This window comes from Nocardia sp. NPDC003726 (genome assembly GCF_053586955.1).
This window is the reverse complement of sequence record NZ_JBSFNF010000007.1, coordinates 160,348-179,724: the sequence shown is the minus strand read 5'-3', so window position 1 is coordinate 179,724 and position 19,377 is coordinate 160,348. Positions and strand designations below refer to the sequence as shown.

Here is a 19,377-nt window from a genome sequence, read left to right as displayed (position 1 = left end):
GCGATCAGCGTCGACCTTGGGTAACCAGGGGCCTGACCTGCGGTATTCACCTCCGTGGACCGCACGCGGGCGTGACGACCGCCACCCCCGGATATCGGGATGATCCGTGCTCTCCCCGGTGTTAACATGAACAGCCCGGCAAGGTGCCGGGACGTACGGGGCTGAACGGTTTCGACTGCGTACGTTGATTCAGGGGAAGCGTGTCGGTGCAGGCAAGAGACCACCGTAAGCGTCGTTGCAACCAATTAAGCGCCGATTCCAATCAGCGCGAGTACGCTCTCGCTGCCTGATCAGCAGAGCGTCTCTGTCGGCCCGGGGCATGCCCTCGGCTCCGGTGCCGGCATCAGCTAGAGGGCTCACCGTCCTACTCGGTCGCGGAGTAGGGCGGGACATCCAACAGCGACTGGGATCGTCATCCGGGCTTGTTCGCGGGACCCGGAGATCCGAGTAGAGACACAGCGAACTGCACACGGAGAAGCCCTGAAGACGCGGCGGAGGACCCGGGTTCGATTCCCGGCAGCTCCACGACAAGGCCCCTCACTTGCCTCGCAGGTGAGGGGCCTTTCTCGTAACGCGACCGTCCGAACCGATCATGTCTTCGGAGCCGATTGCGTGACGTCACGGGTGGGGCTTGCTGTCCTCGCTAGCCCCCGCCTTGCCTTCGCCGGCCTTGCCACTGTCCCGGAGGTATCGCTCAGCGGACACCTTGCGGGGGCATGGCGGTTCGCAGTTCGTGTGGATCTTCAACAGACCACGCGCGTGCTTCTCGTCCGCGGGCATGTTGCCGTCCTCGCAATAGTCCTGCACCCAGGAACGCCGAGTCGTCACCGCTTGTCCTCGCTCTCGATGCGGTCCATGACCTGACGGAACGGCACCTGCTCGTCCGTATCGCCTCCGAGATCGAGTAGCCAAGGCAGGACCCAGAACACGAGGATGAGCAGGCCGCCGACAGCGGCCATGACAATAAGGGTGACTGCGAGTTCGGTCACTCTGGAACCCCCTTGCATCGTGGTGTTGGTTGGCTGGCACCCAGCGCCGGGGAGGTCGGGACTCGAACCCGACGCCGGGGCCGCGTTCAGAGTCCGTCGACAGGTCATGTCCGCGCGATGACGGAATCGGCGTCAATACGCGGCTATTCAAGGCGACATTTAGGCGTCAAAGCATTACGGTTGGCGACATGGCTTCCGCACCTAACACGGCTCTCCGCGCGGCCCGGAACGCGCGTCTGATGAGCCAAGACGACCTAGCGCGGGCGCTCCGGGAAGCGGGATGTGCCAGCGCCACCAAACGACTCGTGCAGCGCTGGGAATCAGGGCTCACCACCAACCCGCGGCCGTCGCACGCGCGGGCACTCGAGAAGGTGATGCGGCTGCCGATCGAATCGCTTGGATTCGGTGCCGTGATGGCTGGCCGCAGCCTGTCCGGTGGCGAGGACGGGACCGTGGTCGACTCGGCTATCGGTGAAGTCTCGCCCGAGCAGTTCGCGGCCGCCCGGCGCCCACGGACGCCCGGCAACTATTCGGGGGTCTGGCTGAGCCGCTACGAGTACTACTCGTCCGGCCGAGACGCGACGTTCACGGCCGTGCATCACGTGGTGGTGCTACAGCACGACAACCGCCTGACGGTTCGCAGCCTGCCGAACTCCGCGCAGTCGTCGATGGAGATGGACCTGACCGTCGACGGTCACGTGGCTACGGGAACATGGCGTGAGCACACCGCCCAGGATGGTTACTACCGAGGTGCCTACTACCACGGGGCGATCCAGTTGTTGATCGAGCTGACCGGTGCGCGAATGGCCGGCAAGTGGGTGGGGTTCGGCAAGAGTTTCGAGATCAACTCCGGCCCGTGGGAGCTGGTGTTACAGGATTCCTCGACGTCCAAGGCGGCTATCGACGCATACGACCGACCGCCGGACGTGGCGTAACGCGGGCATACGTTGGACGCAGTCGGCCGAAAAGAGGGATCTGCGCTCATCCCTCCAATCGCCGTCCGCGTAAATGTCCAGACCAGCCCTTCTTTACGCGTTCGGATCGCCGTACGCCGCAGCGATGTCCTGGGAGCTGCTCCATCGGCTGTAGGTGGGGGACTGGGGCCAGCCTTCGGGGGAGTCCTGCCATTCCTCTTGGCGGCCGTAGGGGAGCAGGTCGATCAGGGCGAAGGAGTGGCTGAGTTGTTCGGTGCCGCGGCCGGTGGTGTGCCAGGTGCGGTAGACGGTGTCACCGTCGCGGAGGAAGACGTTGACCGCGAACCCTCCGCCGGGCGGTGCGCCGACGTCGGCGCCGAAGGAGCTGTTCGCCGTGGAGTACCAGGTCATCCCGTTTCCGACTCGCCGCTTGTAGGCGAGCGCTTCCTCGATCGGCCCCTGGGTGACGATGACGAACCTGGCGTCGTAGTTGTTCAGGAACTCCAGGCGGGTGAACTGCGACGTGAAGCCGGTGCAGCCGCCGCACTGCCACTTCTCGCCGGGAAACCACATGTGGTGGTAGACGATCAGCTGCCGCATGCCGTCGAAGAGGTCGACCAGCCGGACCGGCCCGTCTTCGCCCTCGAGGGTGTAGTCGGGCATCTGCACCATCGGCAGGCGGCGGCGCTGCGCGGCGATCGCGTCCAGCTCCCTGGTTGCGGCCTTCTCCCGGACACGCAGCGCTTCGAGTTCGCGTTGCCAGGTGTCGGCGTCGGCGACGGGCGGCAGTGCTGTGGTGCTCATGGAGGTCGTCCTCTCTGGCGTGTTCTCGGGTGGGCTGCAGGTGTAGACCGCGCACGCGAGCGGAACTGATCGGCGCCCGCCGAATCGCCTCCTCGGCGACGGTGTTCGAAATGGGGCAATTCGGTCCAATAGGTCGGATTCTGTTTGGTTGCTGAGCCTCGTGGAATTCCGGGATCAATGTCCATTGACCAGGGAAAATGGGGTGTTAGCCCCCCGGTATCTGGATGGCTGCCATGATGCTCGAAGCCGAGATGCGGAACTCTTGCCCCCACGGTGGGTGCGGGAGGTCGACATGACCGCGGATGTCGCAGGCAACGGCACGCCGTCGGTCCTGCGTGCCGCCTGTGTGAGTGTCGGTGTCGATGCGAGCGATGCCGAGGCGGTGGACGCCCAGGGGGTCTACCGGTTGCGTGACGGAATCGTCGTGCGGATCGGCAGGCGGGGGCAGAAGCTGGCGGCCTCCAGGGAAGTCGCCGTGGCTCGATGGCTGGAGACCTGCGGGGTCTCCGCCACGCGGGTCGTCCCGGACATCCCGCAGCCGGTCGTGATCGACAGCAGGCCGGTCACCTTTTGGCAGGAGTTGCCGCCGCACCATCCCGGTACGCCCGGTGATGTCGCCAGGGCGCTGGGGCAGTTGCATCGGCTGCCGCTGCCCGGCTTCGAGCTTCGCCGGATGTCGCCCTTGGCTCGAGTGGAGGACGAGATCGACGCCGCGCGGACGGTGACCGAGGACGACCGCCGCTGGCTGCGCAAACACCTGGAGGAACTGCGTGGCCGCTGGAAGGCCCTGCCGCGGGGCCTGCCATGGTCTGTGGTCCGAGGCGCGGGCGGGGACGACGGCGTCGTGGTCGGCGACGACGGCGACGTGATCCTGGTCGGATTGGGCCGGGCGATGGTCGGCCCGCCGGAGTGGGACCTGGTGCGTACGGCGATCGACTGCTGGACCGCCAAGAAGATCACCGCCGCGCAATACGCCGAATTCTGCGCCGGATACGGCCGTGACGTGATGCGCTGGGACGGCTTCTACCTGCTGCGCGACATCCAGGAGTTCCGGATGGCCTTGCAGTCGCTACGAGCCGCCACCGCCGACCCCGCCTACCAACGGCAGGCGCTGCGCCGCCTCGCCTACATCCGCGGCGACGAGGGCATGCGACCGTGGCCGGGGTGGGCGGACCTCGACTAGCGAGGTCGCGCCCGTCCGGTGACGTCCACCCGGTCGACGTCGTCATGCCGAAGCCCGCCACCGCGCCGTCCAGGGTGGCGGCGAGGGTGTCCCCGACGCGCGTCCCGCCGGCCGAGTACCGGATCTCGGCGATCGCCGAGGCGTCGTCGGACCTGGCGTGGCGCAGCACCGGGGCGACCTCCGTCATCCGCAGGACGGTGACAGCGAACGCGTCGGTGATCAGCCCTGCTGGGTGGGCACGACGACGAGTTCGGCGATGTTGACGTGCTCGGGAACGTCGACGGCGTAGGCGATCGCGTCGGCGATATCGCCGGGTTCCAGGATCTTGATCGCCGTTCGCCATTGCGCCAGCCCCGCGCGCTGCTGCTCGTCCCGCATGCCGTCGCCTAGTTCGGTGCCGACGAAACCGGGTTCGATGTTCTTGATCCGCACGCCGCGCGGCCCGAATTCGGCGCGCAGATTGCGGGTCAGGTGCGCGACCGCCGCCTTGGTGGCGGTGTAGACGGCGTAGTTGGGGAAGACCGTGTGCCCGCCGATCGAGCCGACCAGCACGAGATCCGCGCGCTTGCCTTCGCTCGCGGCGGCGAGCAGGTCCTCGATGAACGCCCGCCCGGTGTAGAGCAGGCCGGTGACGTTGGTGCCGACCATCTGGTCCCACTCGTCGGTGAGCGCGGACTCGAACGGCGCGGCCAGCATGACGCCCGCGTTCGCGACGACGAGGTCGACGGGCCCGAACGCCGCGCGCACCGTGGCGGCGGCATCCCGCACGGACTGCTGGTCGCCGACGTCGGCGACCACCGCGAGCGCGTCCGCGCCCAGTTCGGCGGCGAGTTCCTCGATGCGATCCTTGCGCCTTCCCAGCAAGGCGACCTTGGCGCCGCCCTGCGCGAGCCGCCGCGCGGTTGCGGCGCCGATTCCACTCGATGCTCCGGTGACGACCGCGACGCGGCCGGTGAGGTTGTTGTTCGTCATGTCCACCACCTTCCTGCCCTTCGCGCGCACCTGACAGGCTGCGGACTTCCTGGGAGTCGCAGGGCCACCCAGGGGCAGGCCGCCTGACCTACGCTCGAATCATGGACTCCGACAATCGACTGGGCGCCTTCCTGCGCGCGCGCCGCGAACTGGTGCGACCGGAGGATTTCGGCCTGCCCGGCGGCGGCCAGCGGCGGGTCGCGGGGCTGCGCCGGGAGGAGATCGCCCTGCTGGCCGGGGTGAGCGCCGACTATTACGTGCGACTGGAGCAAGGGCGCGACCGGCATCCCTCCGAACAGGTCATCGCGTCGCTCGCACGCGTATTCGCGCTGGACGAGGAGGGCACGGCGCACCTGCGCGAACTGGCCCGGCCCACGGCAAAGCGCCAGCGCGCCTCGCGGCGGCCCGAACGCGTCGCGCCCGGCCTGCTGCGCCTGATGGACGCGTGGCCGAACACTCCCGCCCTGGTGCTGGGCAGATATCTGGACGTGCTGGCGGCGAACCCGCTGGCCGCGGCCGTCAACTCGTGTTCGGTTCCTGGCGTCAATCAGGTGCGCATGGTCTTCCTCGATCCGGAGGCGCGCGACCTCTACTCGGATTGGCCGACCATCGCCGCCGACACCGTCGCCAGCCTGCGCGCGACCGCGGGCGCGGACCTGGACGACCCGCGACTGACCGAGCTGGTGGGTGAGCTGTCGCTGAAGAGCGAGGAGTTCCGCCAGCTGTGGGCGCGCCACGACGTGCGGGTGAAGACCGCGGGCGTCAAGGAATTCCGCAACCCCATGGTCGGGGACCTGACCCTGTCCTATGAGACGTTCAGCGTGAACGGCGCGCCGGGGCAGATGCTCATCGCCTACCACGCGGAACCGGGATCGTCCTCGGAGCGATCGCTGGCGCTGCTCGGCAGCTTGATCGCGGACAACCCCGGCACGGCAGCCGATGAGCAGCGCGCCGCCGGGCACCCGGACTCCTCCCGGCAAACCCGCTGAGCGGCCCGCGCGTCAATCCTTCGCTTCGGTGCGCGTCGCCCCGGCCGACGCCGCGACCACACACGCCACGCCCGCCCACTGTCCGAGATTCATGATCTGACCGAGGACGAGCAGGCCCGCGATCGCCGCGACCGCGGGCTCCAGGCTCATCAGCACGCCGAAGACGCGCGGCGGAATCCGCCGCAGCGCTTCCAGCTCCACCGAATACGGCAGCACCGACGACAGCATCGCCACCGCGAACCCGGCGGCGAGCACGCCGGGTTGCAACAGCGCGGCCCCTGCGTCGAGCACGCCGACCGGCAGCATGATCACACCGCCGAACGCCATGGCCAGCGCCAGACCGCCGCCGCCACTGGTCTGTTCGCCGAGCGCGGCACTCAGCAAGATATAGCCCGCCCAGCACGCCGCCGCGGCCAGCGCGAACAGCACCCCGGCCCAGTTCACCTCGCCGTCCGCCCTGGTCAGCAGCAGCACTCCGGCCCCGGCCAGCACCGCCCACAACGGGTCGATCCAGCGCCGTGATCCGGCCAGCGCGACGCTCAGCGGTCCAAGGAACTCGATGGTCACCGCCATGCCCAGCGGAATCCGGTCGATCGCCTCGTAGAACGAGAGGTTCATCAGCGCGAGCACCGCGCCGTAGCCGAGGACCACCGGCAACGCACGACGCGCCACCCGCAGCGACGAGCGCCAGATCACCAGCAGGACGATGCCGGCGAAGACCAGCCGCAGCGTGACCGCCCCAGCCGCGCCGGTCGCCGCGAACAACTGTTTCGCCACCGCCGCGCCGACCTGCACGCTGACGATGCCCGTCAGCACCAGCGCCGTCGGCGGGACGCCACCGAGCCCATGGGCGGCGACCGATCGCCAGATCGACACCGGCCTCGCGCCGCGCACCCTCCGCTCGAAGTCGATCGCAACCACGCCACACCTCCGTCTCGGCAAGACCTTCGGACACACAACCACGCCGGTATGACACGACCGCCGGTCGGTAAGGCATCTGATCGAGATTCCGCGGTTTGCCTCCGTCGAACCCGTGGGGGAGTGACTATCTAGTTATCGCGCCGGTGCGCGGCCGGCGTCCGTTCGACGAAGAGCGACACACGACCGATAGGACCACCTCGCATGCGAAAAGGAGTTGCCGCGACAGCGGCGGCGATCGGAACAGGCGCGGCAGTCGCGCTGGCTTGCCCTTCCCTGGCCGGAGCCACGGTGACCCAGGTAGGGATGTATCCCGGCATCAATTACGGCTTGGCGACGAACTACGGGACGGGCTGCACCCACACCGCGCGAGCCACGGTGACCGACACCGTCGCACCGGTGACTTTCTACGACAACGGCATTCCGTTCGGCGTGGTGCGGCCGTCCGGCGGCGTCGCGCTGATCGACTGGGTGCCCGCCACACCGGGCCCGCACACCGTCAGCGCGGTGCAGGAGCCGTACGCGCCGTATGTGGCGAGTATCGACCTGCGGGTCGGTGAAGGCGTCCACCTGGGGTATGCGTGCATCGTCAGCGGCGGTTGACCGGTTCGCCGCGCCGGTAGGGCCGCAACCGGCGATGCCGAGCTCGATCTTTTCGTCCGGAAAGGAACTGAGCATGCGAAGCAACGGGCCGATCGTGGTCGGTGTGGACGGCTCCGCCGGATCGTCGGCGGCGGTCGCGTGGGGCGCACAGGCCGCCGCGCAGCATCGGGCGCCACTGCGTCTGGTGCACGTGCTCGACCCGGTCGCCGACTACGGGCCCGGCGTCACCGAACCGCTCACCAGCACCGACTACACCCGGCTGGAGGGGCACGGACGCTGGGTGCTCGACACCGCGACCGAAGAGGCGCGGATCGCGGTCAGGGCGCTGCGCGACATCGAGATCGCCACCGAGATGGTGTACGAGCCGGTCGGTCCGGCGCTGCTCGATCGCACCGGCGGAGCGCGGATGATGGTGGTCGGCACCCGCGAACGCGGAACCGTGCGGCGCGCGCTGCTCGGCTCGGTCAGCGCGGCGCTCGCGCGCCGGGCGCGTTGCCCGCTGGTCGTGGTCCGGGAGGGCGCGCCGCTCACCGAGGAGGCCAGGAAGCAGCTGATCGTGGTCGGGGTGGACGGCACGCAGATCAGCGAACCCGCCATCGAAGCGGCGCTGCACGAGGCCTCGGCGCGAGATGCGCCCCTGCTGGCCCTGCACGTGTGGACCGGCGCCGAAGTGCCGTCGGTGAGCGCGGAGCTCGCGGTGGACACCGAGAAGCAGATCGTGCTCGCGGAGAGCCTCGCCGGATGGCAGGAGCGTTTTCCCGATGTCGAGATCCGCCGCGAGATCGTGACCGACCGGCCCGAGCGCTGCCTGCTCGAACGGTCCGGACAGGCCCAGCTGCTCGTGGTGGGCAGCCGGGGCAGGGGCGGGTTCGCCGGCATGCTGCTCGGCTCGACCAGTCAGTCGCTGCTGCTGTCGGTGGCGTGCCCGATCATGATCGTCCGCGACCTCTCGATGGAAGTCCGCCACCTGCCCGACTGAGCGTCACGCTCCGGTCGTAGAACCCGGCCGGACGATCATCAGAACGGTGACCGCCGCCCACAGCAGATTGAAGACCCCGGTGTCCATGGCGAGACGGCGGATCAGCGCCGGGGTGGTCCCGGTGAGGTCGGCCAGGATCTTCTGCTGTCCCGGCAGCACGAGCAGTGCGAGCACGCCCGCGGCGGCCGTGGTCAACCCGATCGACACGATCAGCCAGGCGTCGCCGAGCACGCCGAGACTGAGGGCGGTGAGCACGCCGAATGCCGGGACCAGCACACCGAGCAGTGCGTAGACCCGGCAGATGCGGTGCAGCGTGCCGAGCACGGCGGGGCTGTGGTCGGCCCCCGAAGGGGTCAGGGCACGGCGGGTGGTGGCCGGAAACATGCTGGCAGCCACCGTCACGGGTCCGACGGCGATGATCACGGCGAGCACGTGGACCGAGAGCAGGAACTTCGTCACGGCGGTCGACACTAACCAGTGTCGAGCGCGCGAGGAATTGGCGAAAGTGCCATATACCGCCGGATTATCGCCACCCACTGTGAAATGTGGAGTCCTTGCGAGACCCAGGTGAACCGCGTTGGCTGGAATCGACCGAACTACTACGCTATTGCCATGCACACCGTGGTCGTACTCGCGCTGGACCAGGTGATCTCGTTCGATCTGGCCACGCCGGTGGAGGTGTTCGGCCGCACCTGCCTGCCCGACGGCCGCCCCGCCTATCGCGTGCTGGTCTGCGCGTGCGCGCCTACGGTCGACGCCGGAGTGTTCACCCTGCGAGCGTCCCGCGGTCTCGACGCGCTGGCCGAGGCCGACACGATCGTGCTGCCCGGCTGCGCCGATGTGGGCCTACCGGTGCCGGACGAGGTGATCGACGCGCTGCGCCGGGCCGCCGCCGCGGGCACCCGCATCGCGTCGATCTGTTCCGGCGCCTTCATCCTGGCGGCGACCGGATTGCTGAACGGTCATCGCGCGACCACGCACTGGCTCGCCGCCGCCGAACTCGCCGCCCGTTACCCGGACATCGAGGTGGACCCCGGCGTGTTGTACGTGGACAACGGCTCGCTGCTCACCTCGGCGGGCGCCGCCGCCGGAATCGACCTGTGCCTGCACATGATCCGCCGCGACTACGGCTCGGCGGTCGCGGCGGACGCGGCCAGGAAGTCGGTCGTGCCACTGGAACGGGAAGGCGGACAGGCGCAGTTCATCGTGCACGATCAGCCGCCGACGCCGCGCGGCTCGGCGCTGGAGCCGGTGCTGCGCTGGATCCAGGACAACTCCGCGCGCGATCTCACCCTCGACGACATCGCCGCGCAGGCCGGGATGAGCACCCGCACGCTCAACCGCCGGTTTCGCGAACACACCGGAACCACTCCGCTGCAATGGCTGCTGCGCGCCCGCATCCGGCAGGCTCAGCATCTGCTCGAAGCCACCAGCCACCCGGTCGATCGGATCGCGGGCCAGGTCGGGTTCGGGTCGCCGACCGCGTTCCGTGACCGCTTCAAGCGAGTGGTCGGGACGAGCCCGCACAGCTACCGTGCGGCGTTCCACGGTTCCGGCGCGAACCGATAGGCGTGTCGAGCCGACCGATGAGTTCCCGCGCGTCGTCCCGTCGGATCAAGCGACCACCTTCGTAACACGATCCGGGAGCAACGCACATGAGGAAGATCACCGCTGGTCTGTTCATCGCCGTCGACGGCGTCGTCGAAGACCCGCAGGACTGGCATTTCCCGTACTTCGACGACGCCATGGGCGCGGCCGTCGACGCCCAGCTCGGCGCCGCCGACACCCTGTTGCTCGGCCGCAAGACCTACGAGAGCTTCGCCGGCGCGTGGCCGGAGCGCGAAGCGGCGGGCGGCCCGGACGCGGCGTTCGCGAAGAAACTGGGCGATGCGCGCAAGATCGTGGTGACCCGGCAGCATCTCGAATTCGATTGGCGCAACTCCGAAGTGATCGACGGCGGCCTGATCGAGGCGGTGACGGCGTTGAAGGCCGAGCCGGGCGGGGACATCGGTATGAGCGGCTCGGTCTCGGTCGTCCGTCAATTGCTGGCCGCCGGGCTGCTGGACGAGCTGCATCTGCTGGTGCATCCGATCGCGGTCGGCAAGGGCGAGCGCCTGTTCCAGGACGGCGCGCCCACCGTCGCGCTGCGCCTGCTGTCGTCGGCCACCTTCGACACCGGTGTGCTGCATCTGGTCTACACCCGCGACGACGCCGCGCAGGCCGGGACCTACGAGGACGCGAAAGTGCATCTGTCCCAAGCAGTCCGGTAGGACTTCAGTGGCCGAGCGCCTTCGCGACGATGCCGCCGGTGACCGACTTGACGAGATAACTCGTCGAGTCGTGCGGTGACGCGCCGTTGTCGAAGTGCGGCTCGGTGACCGGAACGACGGCGCCGCCGGAACACGGCGGGAAGAACGGAGCGAGGTCGAGGTGCGCCGCGACGAGATCATCCTCGTCCACCAGGTTGTGCCAGCTCGTCACCGCCTTCGGCACGGCGCTCGGCTGCGGGCGCAGCCGGTCGTACACGACCGTGCGCAGGCCCAGCGGCGAGCCCATGGTCAGCAGCGTCACCGGGTGGCCGGTGCGGTGCAGCGCTTCGTAGGCGACCACGCTGCCCAGCGAGTGCGCGATCACCAGGCGTGTCTCCGGGCCCACCTGGTCGAGCACCTGCCGCTGGGCGTACTCCCGCAGCTCGTCGTCGGTGAAGTATCGAGCGACCTGGGACAACGCGGAGATGACGAACTTCTGCGCCAGCCCGAATCCGAACGGCGCGAACCAGCGCAAACGCATCAGCGCGTTCAAAGCCGGCCGCAGCCGCGCTTGCGTTCCCTGCGCCACCGCGTCCGGCGGCGGTGGGGTGCCCAGGCGGCGGGCCGTCGCTCGATCGCGCTGGTCACCGGCGTGTTCCACGGCCGTGGCGAGCCATGCGGCCGCGAGTTGCTCCATCAGATCCCGTTGCGCGTCGTCGAGTTCGGCACCCGTGCCCTGCGCGCCCTCGATCAGGAACCGATCGCCGTAGAAGGCCATGCGGGTGGACAGGTCGCCGGGAGCGCCGTTGCGCCACAAGCGGTCAGCCAATTCCGGTGCGCCGTGGTTGCGGACGCCTCCCGCGAGCCCCGGCAGCCAGCGCGCCTCCAGCGTGTCGGCCGATTCCTGTTCCTGCGCGATGCCGTGTACGAGGACGATCGTCGCCAATGTCCCACCCCTTTCGTTCCCCGGTGCCGGGAACAGTGTCCCTCATCCGGGGCGAGATCGGCAGCCGGGATCATCGTCCGGATCGGTTGCGCGCCCGGATCGCTTTGCCCAGTGGCGCAATCGAATTGACGAGCCCGAACAGCACTCGCTCGGCGATCGAGTGCTGCGGGGGCAGGACGGCGAGTTGGCGGGCGAGTTCCAGTCCGTTGACGATCGCGGTGTTCGACTCGATCAGTCCCTCGCGCACGACGAACACATCGGTGCCGAGCAAGTCGAGCTGTCTTCCGTTGGGGGCCAACCCGATCAGCGGCGCGGTGCCGTCGAACCGGCCGCGCATGCGCCAGTGCACCACGGCACGCTCGTCCTGCGCGGTGACCGAGAGGATGTCCACGGTCAGATCGGGGACCGCGGCGTGCACGTCGCGGAAGAAGGTCACGATCTCGCCCGGAGCGCGCAGATCGGCGACGCCGACGAACACGTCACGCGCACCGGGCCGCCAGCAGCCGGCGACGGTGGGCCAGTCCTGCGCGCCGATCGCCTCGACATAACGACGCGCCACCGCGCCCGGCTCGTCTGATTCGGTCAACGGGAATCCTTTCGTCGGGAAATGGCGGGTGCGTCCATCACGGCAGCGATTGACACGCGCCGGGCACAATGAGAGTCTGATTCTTTCTTCGTCTCACAGATTTTCGGCGGAGGGGTCGACGATGACCGGGTCCGAAGGGCGCGCAGCGGGCAAGACCGTGCGTATCGCGATAGTGACCTATCCGGGGATGACCGCGCTCGACGCGATCGGCCCGTACGAGGTGCTGCGTTTCGCGCCGGGGGTGGAGATCCGGTTCGTCTGGCACGAGCCGGGACCGATCCCCACCGACAGCGGGGTGCTGGTGCTGGGCGCCACGCACTCGTTCGACGAGACGCCGACGCCCGACATCCTGCTCGTCCCCGGTGGACCCGGCTCGACGGTCGCCGCGGTCGACGACGCGCTGCTGGCCTGGTTGCGGCGAGCGCACCAGAGCACGCTGTGGACGACCTCGGTGTGCACGGGCTCGCTGGTACTGGCGGCCGCAGGACTGCTGCACGGACGGCCCGCCACGACGCACTGGCTGGCACAGTCGGCATTGCGCGCCCTCGGCGCCGACGCTCGCCCGGACGAACGGGTGGTGCGCGACGGGAAGACGGTCACGGCCGCGGGCGTCTCCGCGGGCATCGACCTGGCGCTGTGGCTGGTGGGAGAGATCTTCGGGGAGCAGCAGGCGCAGACCGCTCAATTGATCATCGAGTACGACCCGCAGCCGCCTTACGACGCCGGTCATGTCGGCAAAGCCTCGCGCGCCGTGCGGCTGGCCGCCACCGCCCAACAGGCCAGGACCGTGGTCGAGCCGGGCAACCTCGCGGGATTCGCCAGGTTGTCGGCCGCCGTGCCGCAGTTGGCGTGGCGTAGCGCGATTCGTCGGGCGCGCGAACGCGGGAAGGTCTTCAGGCGTCCCGCCATTTGATCGAGCAACCCATGCTCGGGCGGTGCGGTTCGGGTGCGGGTTCGCCCGCCAGCACGGCTTCGACGGCCGTGCGCAAGTCGTTTCCGGTCAGCGGTTTGCCGTTCCCGGGTGTCGATTCGTCGAAGGCGCCGCGGTAAGCGAGCCGGAGGTTCGCGTCGTAGAGGAAGAAATCGGGGGTGCACGCCGCGCGGAAGGCCCGGCCCACGTGCTGTTCCTCGTCGACGAGGTAGGGAAAGGTCCAGCCGGCGCGGATCGCTTGGTCGCGCAGTCGCAGCGGGGCGTCGTCCGGGTAGGCGGTCGCGTCGTTGGTGCAGATCGCCACGGTCGGCATGGACGGCAGCGAGTCGACCAGTTCGCCGAGCGCCGCCTCGATGTGCTTGACGTACGGGCAGTGATTGCATGCGAAGACGACCAGCAGACCCGGGCCGTCGGCGAAGTCGTCGCGGGAGTAGATCCGCTGGTCGAGATCGGGCAGCGAGAAGCCGGGTAGCGGTGTACCGATGGGAACCATGTGGGAGGTATGCGCCATGGTGTGCCTTCCGTCGGGATCGCAGAGGACAGCGGGAGCCTAACCCCGTGTCGTCCGATTCGTCGGAAATACGCCGATGGGCCGTCAGTCGGCGTGGCGGGCGCCGGCCAGATCGGCCGGGTCGGTGTTCGCTCCGCACAGCACCACGCACACCCGCTCGCCGGGTGGGGGCCGGAACGCGGGCTCGTCGCCGCGCAGCGCCGCCAGCGCGGTCGCCGCGGCGTGCTCGACGGCGAGGCGGCGCCGCGCCCACAACTCGCGGCGCGCCGCGACAATCGCGTCCTCCTCGACCAGCACCGATGTCACGTCGTAACGCCGTGCGGCGGTCAGCGCCAGCTCCGTGGCGCGCCGGGCGCCGAGTGAGTCGGCGGCGACCGAGTCGACCTCCACGTCCACCACCTGCCCGGCCGCGATCGCGGCGTGCAACGCGCGGCAACGGACGGGTTCGACGGCGACGGTCCGGACGCCGTAGTGGTCGGCGGCCGTGGCGACACCCGCGAACAGCCCGCCGCCGCCGACGGCGACCACGACGGCGCTCAGGTCGGGAATGCGCTCGTGGATCTCCGTCATCAGCGTGCCTGCGCCGGCCGCGATCAGCGGGTTGTCGTAGGCGTGGGAGAGCAGGGCCCCGGTGGCGTCGGCGAACTCGCGACTGGCCGCGAGCGCGTCGGCGTACTGCGTTCCCACCAGACGGACGTCTGCGCCATAGGAGAGCAACCGGTCCACTTTGACCCGCGGCGCGGTGGTGGGCAGGAACACCGTGGCGGGGATGCCCTGGTTGCGGGCCGCCCACGCACACGCGAGTCCGGCATTGCCGCCGGAGGCGATCGTCACGCCGACCCGGGGGAGCGTGCCGTTCTCGCGGTGCGCGAGCAAGAAGTTGAGCGCTCCGCGCGCTTTGAAGCTGCCGGTGTGCTGGAGGAACTCCAGCGCGAACCACAACTCGCCCGTGTGGTCGGCCTGCGCCACGGCCACCGGCCTGATCTGCCCGGCCACCCGCGCGGCGGCGGCCTTGACGTCGCTGTGGGTCAGTTCCATCGGATTCCCGCCTGTCGTGCCGCTCAGTGCTCGCGGCGGTGCGGGACGAACTCCAAGGTGAGCAGCGCGGCGGCGGCGATCACCACTTCGCGCCAGCGGATCAACGCGTACCGCTGCTCCGACAGCGCGTGGAACTTCCGCAGGAAGCGGTAGAGCGATTCCAGCCGGATCAGCGGATCCGCGAGGTGCACCAGCAGGTAGAACAGCGTGGCCGTGCGCGATTTGTCCTTCTCGGCGAACAGTTCGGGGAACGGGGCGAAAGCCAGCGAGATCCGGTGGATGTCGTGCGCCGCGGCATAGTCGACCAGATCGACGATCATGCGTTCGTCCAGGCCGTTGGGTGCGTCTCTGCGCCGCCACGGCACGTCGAGGCTCAGTTCCCTTCCCCGCCCCGAAACGCCGTAGCGCTGGAAGCCGACCGGGTTGCCGTCGGCGTCGCTGGCGATCACCACCAGCATGTTGGGGTTCCGCCCGTCGAGCAGATGGTCGAGGATCATCGAGAAGCCGCGGGTCTGCCTGCCCCGCCGCCATTCGTCGACGATGGCGAGCAACTCCTCGCGCCGCTGCTCGGTGAGCGCCGACTCGTACACCACCTCGGTGGTGACGCCGAAATTCTTGGTGCGGCTCACGGCTTGGCGCAGGTTGCGGAACTTGCGTCCGACCAGGTTGAACTCGTCCACGTCGAGCACCACGTCGCGGCCGATCGGGACCGCGCGCAGCCCGCGATGCTCCAGCGCCCACACCTGCCACAGCTCCGCCAGTTCCGGGCTCGCGCCGAGCACGGCGACGCGCCAGCCCTGGTTGACGGCGAAGTCGGAGAACGCGGCGACCAGTTCGGGGAAAGCCGCGCGATCGCCGATCGGGTCGCCGGCCACGGCGGCGATGCCGAAGCGGGCGCGATAGCCGATCGCGGCGGTCGAGGACGCGTTGAAGAAGTAGGTCTTGGCCGAGTGCAAGGCGAACGGCGCCAGTGGATCGCCTTCGGTGCGGCCGACCAGCTCGGCCACCCGGTACAGCTGATCGGGCTGCGGTTTGCTGGATATGGGCAGCACCAGCACGAAGCCGGTGGCGGCCAGCAGCACGAAACCGGCGTCCGGATGCTCGGCGCGGTAGGCCACATGCGCGACGGCGAGCACCAGCACCGCGGCGGTGAGATGCGGAAGCGTGATCGGCCTGCGCAGATGCAGCCCGCGCGCGACGAACACCCCGGACAGCGCGAGCGCGACGAACCACCCGTGGTCGACGGTCTCGTCGGAGGTGACGTTGGATTCGTAGGCCAGGATCACCGCGATCAGCAGTGCCAACGTGATCAGCATGGCGCGCGTGGCGGGTGTCGTGGTGAACGCGGCTTCCCGGTAGCCGCTGAGGGTGGCGGCGCGCAACGTGCGCGCGCTGGAGGTTCCCTGGCCGTCAGGCACGACGGGGCTCCGCCCTGCCTTCGCGTTCTGATGCCCACGACAGTTTCGCCATGGTGGCCCTCCAGATGATCGCCTACCGACACACTATGCGCCCGGGCGGTCTCGAGGAAATGCCTTTTCGAAACCGGCCGGTTGCTGGCGTGGCGCGAACCGGACCGGAGGCAGGCCCCGCCACGCAGGCGCAAACATCGGATGAATCTCGTTTTATTCCTTCGTCGCCCGAAACGAGCGATCGAGCAGCGCGACGAGCTCGCGCAGCTGCCGTTCGCAGGCGTCCTCGTGGGATGCCGCCGTGATGGCCGCCGCCTCCTGATGCGGGGTCTCGGCGGCCGGATGGCCGCCGTGAAAACTCGCCGCCGCGGCGATCCGGTCGCCGAAGGCTGCCGCCGTGCGCAGCGCGAGCCGCCGGCATAGCCGCCAGCGGGCTTGGCGCGACGAACGCTGAGCCCGCCAGCCGGTCGAGGTAGGCGTGCGCGTCCTCGATCGCCCGCCGGGGCGTGTGCGCCTCGCGCATCGGCCGAGCGCCGGGAAGAACGCAGCGCATGCGCCCAAGTCTCCGAGTTCGGGCGTTGGCAGCGGCTGGTGCGCCGCACCGCAGAAACCCTCGGCTGCAGAACGATTGCTCGAACGTGCACGGCACCCGATCGGAGTGAATCGACAATTCAACCCTATTTCTTTCTGTACGGCGTGGATTCAAGAGATTGCGGTCCAATTGCCGGTTCTTCGGCGTGTATCCGAGATTTTCCGCTGACCCGTTGTCATGCTCAGTGCCTGGCTGATCCGAACCAACCGCCTGTCGAGTGGGCGCGACGAGAGGTCCGACTGTGAAATTGAGCTGGATGGCGATTACCGCGCTGGTCGCCGCCGTATGCGGTTGTTCCGACGACCCGGGGGAGGGTGCGGCGGCGACCTCGACGAATGCCGCTGCCGCGCCGAGCGCTGCGGCGACGACGGCCGCGGCGCGCGACGATGACGCGGCCGACGGCGGTCTGCGAATTTTGCTGGGAGAAGCGAAGAAAGTGTCGGTGCCCGCCGATGTGGTGCTGGATATCCGGGCTCCCGCCGCGTGGGGACAGGCCGCCAGTGGCATTCGCTGCACGGTCACCGACAGTTCCGGTCGGAATGAAGATCTGCGCTCGTCGGACGCGAAGAAGACCGAGGCGTTCGGCGGGACGGATTGGGTGACGGTGTGGACGTTCTCCTCCGTCCCGAACACCGACGTCACCGTGGCTTGCCGGGATCCGGAATCGAAGATCGCCGCCGCGCAGCGTGATCCGTATTTGCGCGTCGTGCCGCGCGCCATCGTTCCGATCGCGCCGCCGCAGCGCTGACCCGCGCTCGGTGACCGCCGCTCAGGCGGCGCGCACAGTGACCGGCCGGTAGACGCGGGACGCGAGAGCCTGCAGCACCATCAGGCGGGTCAGCTGGTTGCGCAACCAGATGTGGCCGCCGGTGGCCGGGATCAGCATGGAACTGCTCGCCCGCACCGAACGCTGGGCCCGCACCACGGTCGGACGCAGGATTCGCTCGTAGCGGCGGAAGGCGATCCGGTGGTCGCCGCCCGCCGCGGCCAGCTCGGTCGCGAGCAGATGCGCGCCCTCGATGGCCAGCGCCGCGCCCGCTCCGGACAGCAGCGTCGCGCAGTAGCCTGCGTCGCCGACCAGCGCGACGCGCCCGTTCGACCAGGCCGGGATGCGGACCTGGCTCACCGCGTCGAAATAGAAGCCGTCGTCGGCGGTGGCCTGGTCGAGCAGCGCGGGCACCTGCCAGGCTCGATCGTCGAAATGCCGGCGCAGCAGAGCTTTCTGAGCATCCTGGTCGCGATGATCGACATCGAGGACACGGTCCTCCCGGAAGGCGAAGAACGCCGTCGCGGTGTCATGGGCCCCCGACCGGTAGACGCCCGCCACCTTCCCCGGCGTGTTGTAGAGGGTGACCGAGTGCGGACGTCCGAGTTCGGCGTCGATGCGCGCGGTGGCGAAGTACACGCCGAGGTGGTGCAACGCGTCGGGCTCCGGCATGACGGCCAGATTCCTGGTCCCCGAATGCAATCCGTCGGCGCCGAGGACGAGGTCGTATTCTGCCTGCTTACCGCTGTCGAAGGTCACCTCGACGCCGCCGGGGCGCTGGGTGATCGCGGCGATCGAATCGCCGAAGGAGTACTCGACGTCGTCGGCGGTCGCCTCGTACAGCACCTGGGCCAGGTCGCCGCGCATAATCTCGATGTCGCCCTCGGCGTTGAAGGTGCTCGTGCTGATGCCGGCGACCCGGCGGTCGGCGGCATCGACGAAGGTCAGCTCGCGGATGTCGGTGGCGCGTTCGCGCAGTCGCGGCAGCACGCCCATGCGCTCGGCGATCCGCACCGCATCGGCGCGGATGTCGACGCCGTTGCCGCCCGCGCGCAGCGCAGGGCTGCGCTCGACGACGGTGGGGTGGAAGCCGTTGCGCACCAGCCAGTAGGCGAGCGTCGGTCCGGCGATGCTCGCGCCGGAGATGAGGATGCGGGGTTCGTGCGCCATGAGCGCCTCCTTCGTTGACTGACCGTTGGTCAGTCACGAATGTAAGCCACTGACCATCGGTCAGTCAACGAGTAGGATCTGGACCGTGAGCGACGAGACGACCACCCGGGCGCGCATCCTCGAGGTGGCCATGGACCTGTTCGGGACGCACGGCTACCACCGCACCTCGGTCCGCGCGATCGCCGAGCAGTTGGGCATCTCCAAGGCGGGCGTGCTGTACCACTACCCGAGCAAATACGACATCCTCGCCGGCTTGGCCGAACCGTTGCTGGAGGCCATGGAGCGCACCATCGCCGAGGCGGCCGATCCGGATCCGTGCGAGGCCCGCCGTCGCGTGGTGGAAGGGTTGCTCGATGTGTTCCTCGCGCACCGCTACCTGCTCCGGCTCAACGTCAGGGACTTGGCGCTGGCCGCTCCCGGGACGATTTTCGACCGGTTCAGCAAGGCCATGATGCAGGCGAACATCCTGGTGGCCGGCCCGGACGCCACCTTCGCCGAACGGGTGAGGGCCACCCAGGCGGTGGCGGGGCTCAGCGACCCGGTGGTGCTGTATGCCGAGGCTCCGGTCGAACAGCTGCGCGCGGAGGTGCTGGAAGGAGTGCGGCTGTTGTTGGCGCCTGCGGACCGGACGTCGTCGGTGTCCGGGACGAGGGGCAGGCCCGCCGCAATGACCGCCGAGCGGATCGAACTCGCCCGCCGGATGCGCGACGCGGAGCGCCGCAGCGTGCCCGAGATCGCCCGGGAGCTGGGTGTCTCCCGGGCGACGCTGTACCGCTATCTCAAATAGTCAGTCTTATTGAGACAATATTTTTGAGACGCGCCCGCTGT

22 protein-coding genes and 1 other RNA gene are annotated in these 19,377 nt (G+C 69.1%); 11 read left to right on the top strand and 12 right to left on the bottom strand.

What is annotated here, in order from left to right; translation table 11 throughout:
- Positions 1-157: 157 nt before the first annotated feature.
- Positions 158-528: a transfer-messenger RNA gene (ssrA, locus tag ACWDMM_RS12300) on the top strand.
- Positions 529-824: 296 nt separating this feature from the next.
- Here the strand turns inward: ssrA and ACWDMM_RS12295 are convergent.
- Entirely contained in the window at positions 825-989 is a 165-nt protein-coding gene (locus ACWDMM_RS12295; protein WP_449937311.1) for a hypothetical protein, read from the bottom strand.
- 188 nt (positions 990-1,177) lie between these two features.
- Between ACWDMM_RS12295 and ACWDMM_RS12290 the strand changes: the two genes are divergently transcribed.
- A complete protein-coding gene (locus ACWDMM_RS12290; protein ID WP_357208143.1) occupies positions 1,178-1,924 on the top strand; it encodes a helix-turn-helix transcriptional regulator in 747 nt (248 codons plus the stop codon).
- A gap of 93 nt (positions 1,925-2,017) precedes the next feature.
- Here ACWDMM_RS12290 and ACWDMM_RS12285 read toward each other — a convergent pair whose 3' ends face one another.
- On the bottom strand, positions 2,018-2,707 hold the full coding sequence (locus ACWDMM_RS12285; RefSeq protein ID WP_449937308.1) for a DUF899 domain-containing protein: 690 nt from the start codon (positions 2,705-2,707) through the stop codon (positions 2,018-2,020).
- Between the two features lie 292 nt (positions 2,708-2,999).
- Here ACWDMM_RS12285 and ACWDMM_RS12280 point away from each other — a divergent pair, with 292 nt between their 5' ends.
- Positions 3,000-3,890 (top strand): phosphotransferase, encoded by an 891-nt coding sequence (locus ACWDMM_RS12280; protein ID WP_357108296.1) that lies wholly within the window; start codon positions 3,000-3,002, stop codon positions 3,888-3,890.
- Positions 3,891-4,109: 219 nt separating this feature from the next.
- Here the strand turns inward: ACWDMM_RS12280 and ACWDMM_RS12275 are convergent, their stop codons facing one another.
- Positions 4,110-4,862 carry an SDR family oxidoreductase gene (locus ACWDMM_RS12275; protein ID WP_195078480.1) on the bottom strand — a complete coding sequence of 251 codons (753 nt, stop codon included), beginning with the start codon at positions 4,860-4,862 and terminating at the stop codon, positions 4,110-4,112.
- Positions 4,863-4,963: 101 nt separating this feature from the next.
- On the opposite strand from ACWDMM_RS12275, the gene ACWDMM_RS12270 reads away from it, so the two are divergent.
- Positions 4,964-5,851 (top strand): helix-turn-helix transcriptional regulator, encoded by an 888-nt coding sequence (locus ACWDMM_RS12270; RefSeq protein ID WP_357208146.1) that lies wholly within the window; start codon positions 4,964-4,966, stop codon positions 5,849-5,851.
- 12 nt (positions 5,852-5,863) lie between these two features.
- On the opposite strand, the gene ACWDMM_RS12265 is transcribed toward ACWDMM_RS12270, so the two are convergent.
- Positions 5,864-6,772 carry an EamA family transporter gene (locus ACWDMM_RS12265; RefSeq protein ID WP_195078482.1) on the bottom strand — a complete coding sequence of 303 codons (909 nt, stop codon included), beginning with the start codon at positions 6,770-6,772 and terminating at the stop codon, positions 5,864-5,866.
- Positions 6,773-6,973: 201 nt separating this feature from the next.
- On the opposite strand from ACWDMM_RS12265, the gene ACWDMM_RS12260 reads away from it, so the two are divergent.
- Together ACWDMM_RS12260 and ACWDMM_RS12255 are read left to right on the top strand one after the other, a co-directional pair.
- Positions 6,974-7,372: an Ig-like domain repeat protein gene (locus ACWDMM_RS12260; protein ID WP_195078483.1), complete on the top strand. Its 399-nt coding sequence runs from the start codon at positions 6,974-6,976 to the stop codon at positions 7,370-7,372.
- Positions 7,373-7,445: 73 nt separating this feature from the next.
- Positions 7,446-8,351 (top strand): universal stress protein, encoded by a 906-nt coding sequence (locus ACWDMM_RS12255; protein WP_195078484.1) that lies wholly within the window; start codon positions 7,446-7,448, stop codon positions 8,349-8,351.
- 3 nt (positions 8,352-8,354) lie between these two features.
- Here ACWDMM_RS12255 and ACWDMM_RS12250 read toward each other — a convergent pair whose 3' ends face one another.
- Positions 8,355-8,810 (bottom strand): hypothetical protein, encoded by a 456-nt coding sequence (locus ACWDMM_RS12250; RefSeq protein WP_195078485.1) that lies wholly within the window; start codon positions 8,808-8,810, stop codon positions 8,355-8,357.
- Between the two features lie 153 nt (positions 8,811-8,963).
- Between ACWDMM_RS12250 and ACWDMM_RS12245 the strand changes: the two genes are divergently transcribed.
- Together ACWDMM_RS12245 and ACWDMM_RS12240 are read left to right on the top strand one after the other, a co-directional pair.
- The gene (locus ACWDMM_RS12245; RefSeq protein ID WP_195078486.1) at positions 8,964-9,920 is read left to right on the top strand and encodes a GlxA family transcriptional regulator; all 957 of its coding nucleotides are present in this window, start codon (positions 8,964-8,966) and stop codon (positions 9,918-9,920) included.
- An 86-nt stretch (positions 9,921-10,006) separates the two neighbouring features.
- Positions 10,007-10,621: a dihydrofolate reductase family protein gene (locus ACWDMM_RS12240; RefSeq protein ID WP_195078487.1), complete on the top strand. Its 615-nt coding sequence runs from the start codon at positions 10,007-10,009 to the stop codon at positions 10,619-10,621.
- 4 nt (positions 10,622-10,625) lie between these two features.
- Here the strand turns inward: ACWDMM_RS12240 and ACWDMM_RS12235 are convergent, their stop codons facing one another.
- Together ACWDMM_RS12235 and ACWDMM_RS12230 are read right to left on the bottom strand one after the other, a co-directional pair.
- Positions 10,626-11,546 carry a hypothetical protein gene (locus tag ACWDMM_RS12235; RefSeq protein ID WP_195078488.1) on the bottom strand — a complete coding sequence of 307 codons (921 nt, stop codon included), beginning with the start codon at positions 11,544-11,546 and terminating at the stop codon, positions 10,626-10,628.
- A 70-nt stretch (positions 11,547-11,616) separates the two neighbouring features.
- Entirely contained in the window at positions 11,617-12,132 is a 516-nt protein-coding gene (locus tag ACWDMM_RS12230; protein ID WP_195078489.1) for an ester cyclase, read from the bottom strand.
- A 121-nt stretch (positions 12,133-12,253) separates the two neighbouring features.
- On the opposite strand from ACWDMM_RS12230, the gene ACWDMM_RS12225 reads away from it, so the two are divergent.
- Complete coding sequence (locus tag ACWDMM_RS12225) at positions 12,254-13,045, top strand: DJ-1/PfpI family protein (protein ID WP_449937300.1); 792 nt, start codon at positions 12,254-12,256, stop codon at positions 13,043-13,045.
- Here ACWDMM_RS12225 and ACWDMM_RS12220 read toward each other — a convergent pair.
- The 4 genes from ACWDMM_RS12220 to ACWDMM_RS12205 all read right to left on the bottom strand — a co-directional run bounded on the left by ACWDMM_RS12220 (position 13,026) and on the right by ACWDMM_RS12205 (position 16,582).
- Positions 13,026-13,556, bottom strand: coding sequence for a redoxin domain-containing protein (locus tag ACWDMM_RS12220; protein WP_397069027.1), 531 nt, complete (start codon positions 13,554-13,556; stop codon positions 13,026-13,028). The two genes, ACWDMM_RS12225 and ACWDMM_RS12220, sit on opposite strands and share 20 nt — an antisense overlap.
- Positions 13,557-13,658: 102 nt before the next feature.
- Positions 13,659-14,612, bottom strand: coding sequence for a threonine/serine dehydratase (locus ACWDMM_RS12215; protein ID WP_357108322.1), 954 nt, complete (start codon positions 14,610-14,612; stop codon positions 13,659-13,661).
- 23 nt (positions 14,613-14,635) lie between these two features.
- Entirely contained in the window at positions 14,636-16,030 is a 1,395-nt protein-coding gene (locus ACWDMM_RS12210) for a bifunctional lysylphosphatidylglycerol flippase/synthetase MprF (RefSeq protein ID WP_357208152.1), read from the bottom strand.
- A 204-nt stretch (positions 16,031-16,234) separates the two neighbouring features.
- Positions 16,235-16,582 (bottom strand): hypothetical protein, encoded by a 348-nt coding sequence (locus ACWDMM_RS12205; protein WP_449937296.1) that lies wholly within the window; start codon positions 16,580-16,582, stop codon positions 16,235-16,237.
- A 287-nt stretch (positions 16,583-16,869) separates the two neighbouring features.
- On the opposite strand from ACWDMM_RS12205, the gene ACWDMM_RS12200 reads away from it, so the two are divergent.
- Positions 16,870-17,361: a hypothetical protein gene (locus ACWDMM_RS12200; protein ID WP_449937293.1), complete on the top strand. Its 492-nt coding sequence runs from the start codon at positions 16,870-16,872 to the stop codon at positions 17,359-17,361.
- 21 nt (positions 17,362-17,382) lie between these two features.
- Here the strand turns inward: ACWDMM_RS12200 and ACWDMM_RS12195 are convergent, their stop codons facing one another.
- On the bottom strand, positions 17,383-18,549 hold the full coding sequence (locus ACWDMM_RS12195; protein ID WP_449937291.1) for an FAD-dependent monooxygenase: 1,167 nt from the start codon (positions 18,547-18,549) through the stop codon (positions 17,383-17,385).
- Positions 18,550-18,634: 85 nt separating this feature from the next.
- Between ACWDMM_RS12195 and ACWDMM_RS12190 the strand changes: the two genes are divergently transcribed.
- Positions 18,635-19,336: a TetR family transcriptional regulator gene (locus ACWDMM_RS12190; RefSeq protein WP_449937289.1), complete on the top strand. Its 702-nt coding sequence runs from the start codon at positions 18,635-18,637 to the stop codon at positions 19,334-19,336.
- Positions 19,337-19,377: the final 41 nt, after the last annotated feature.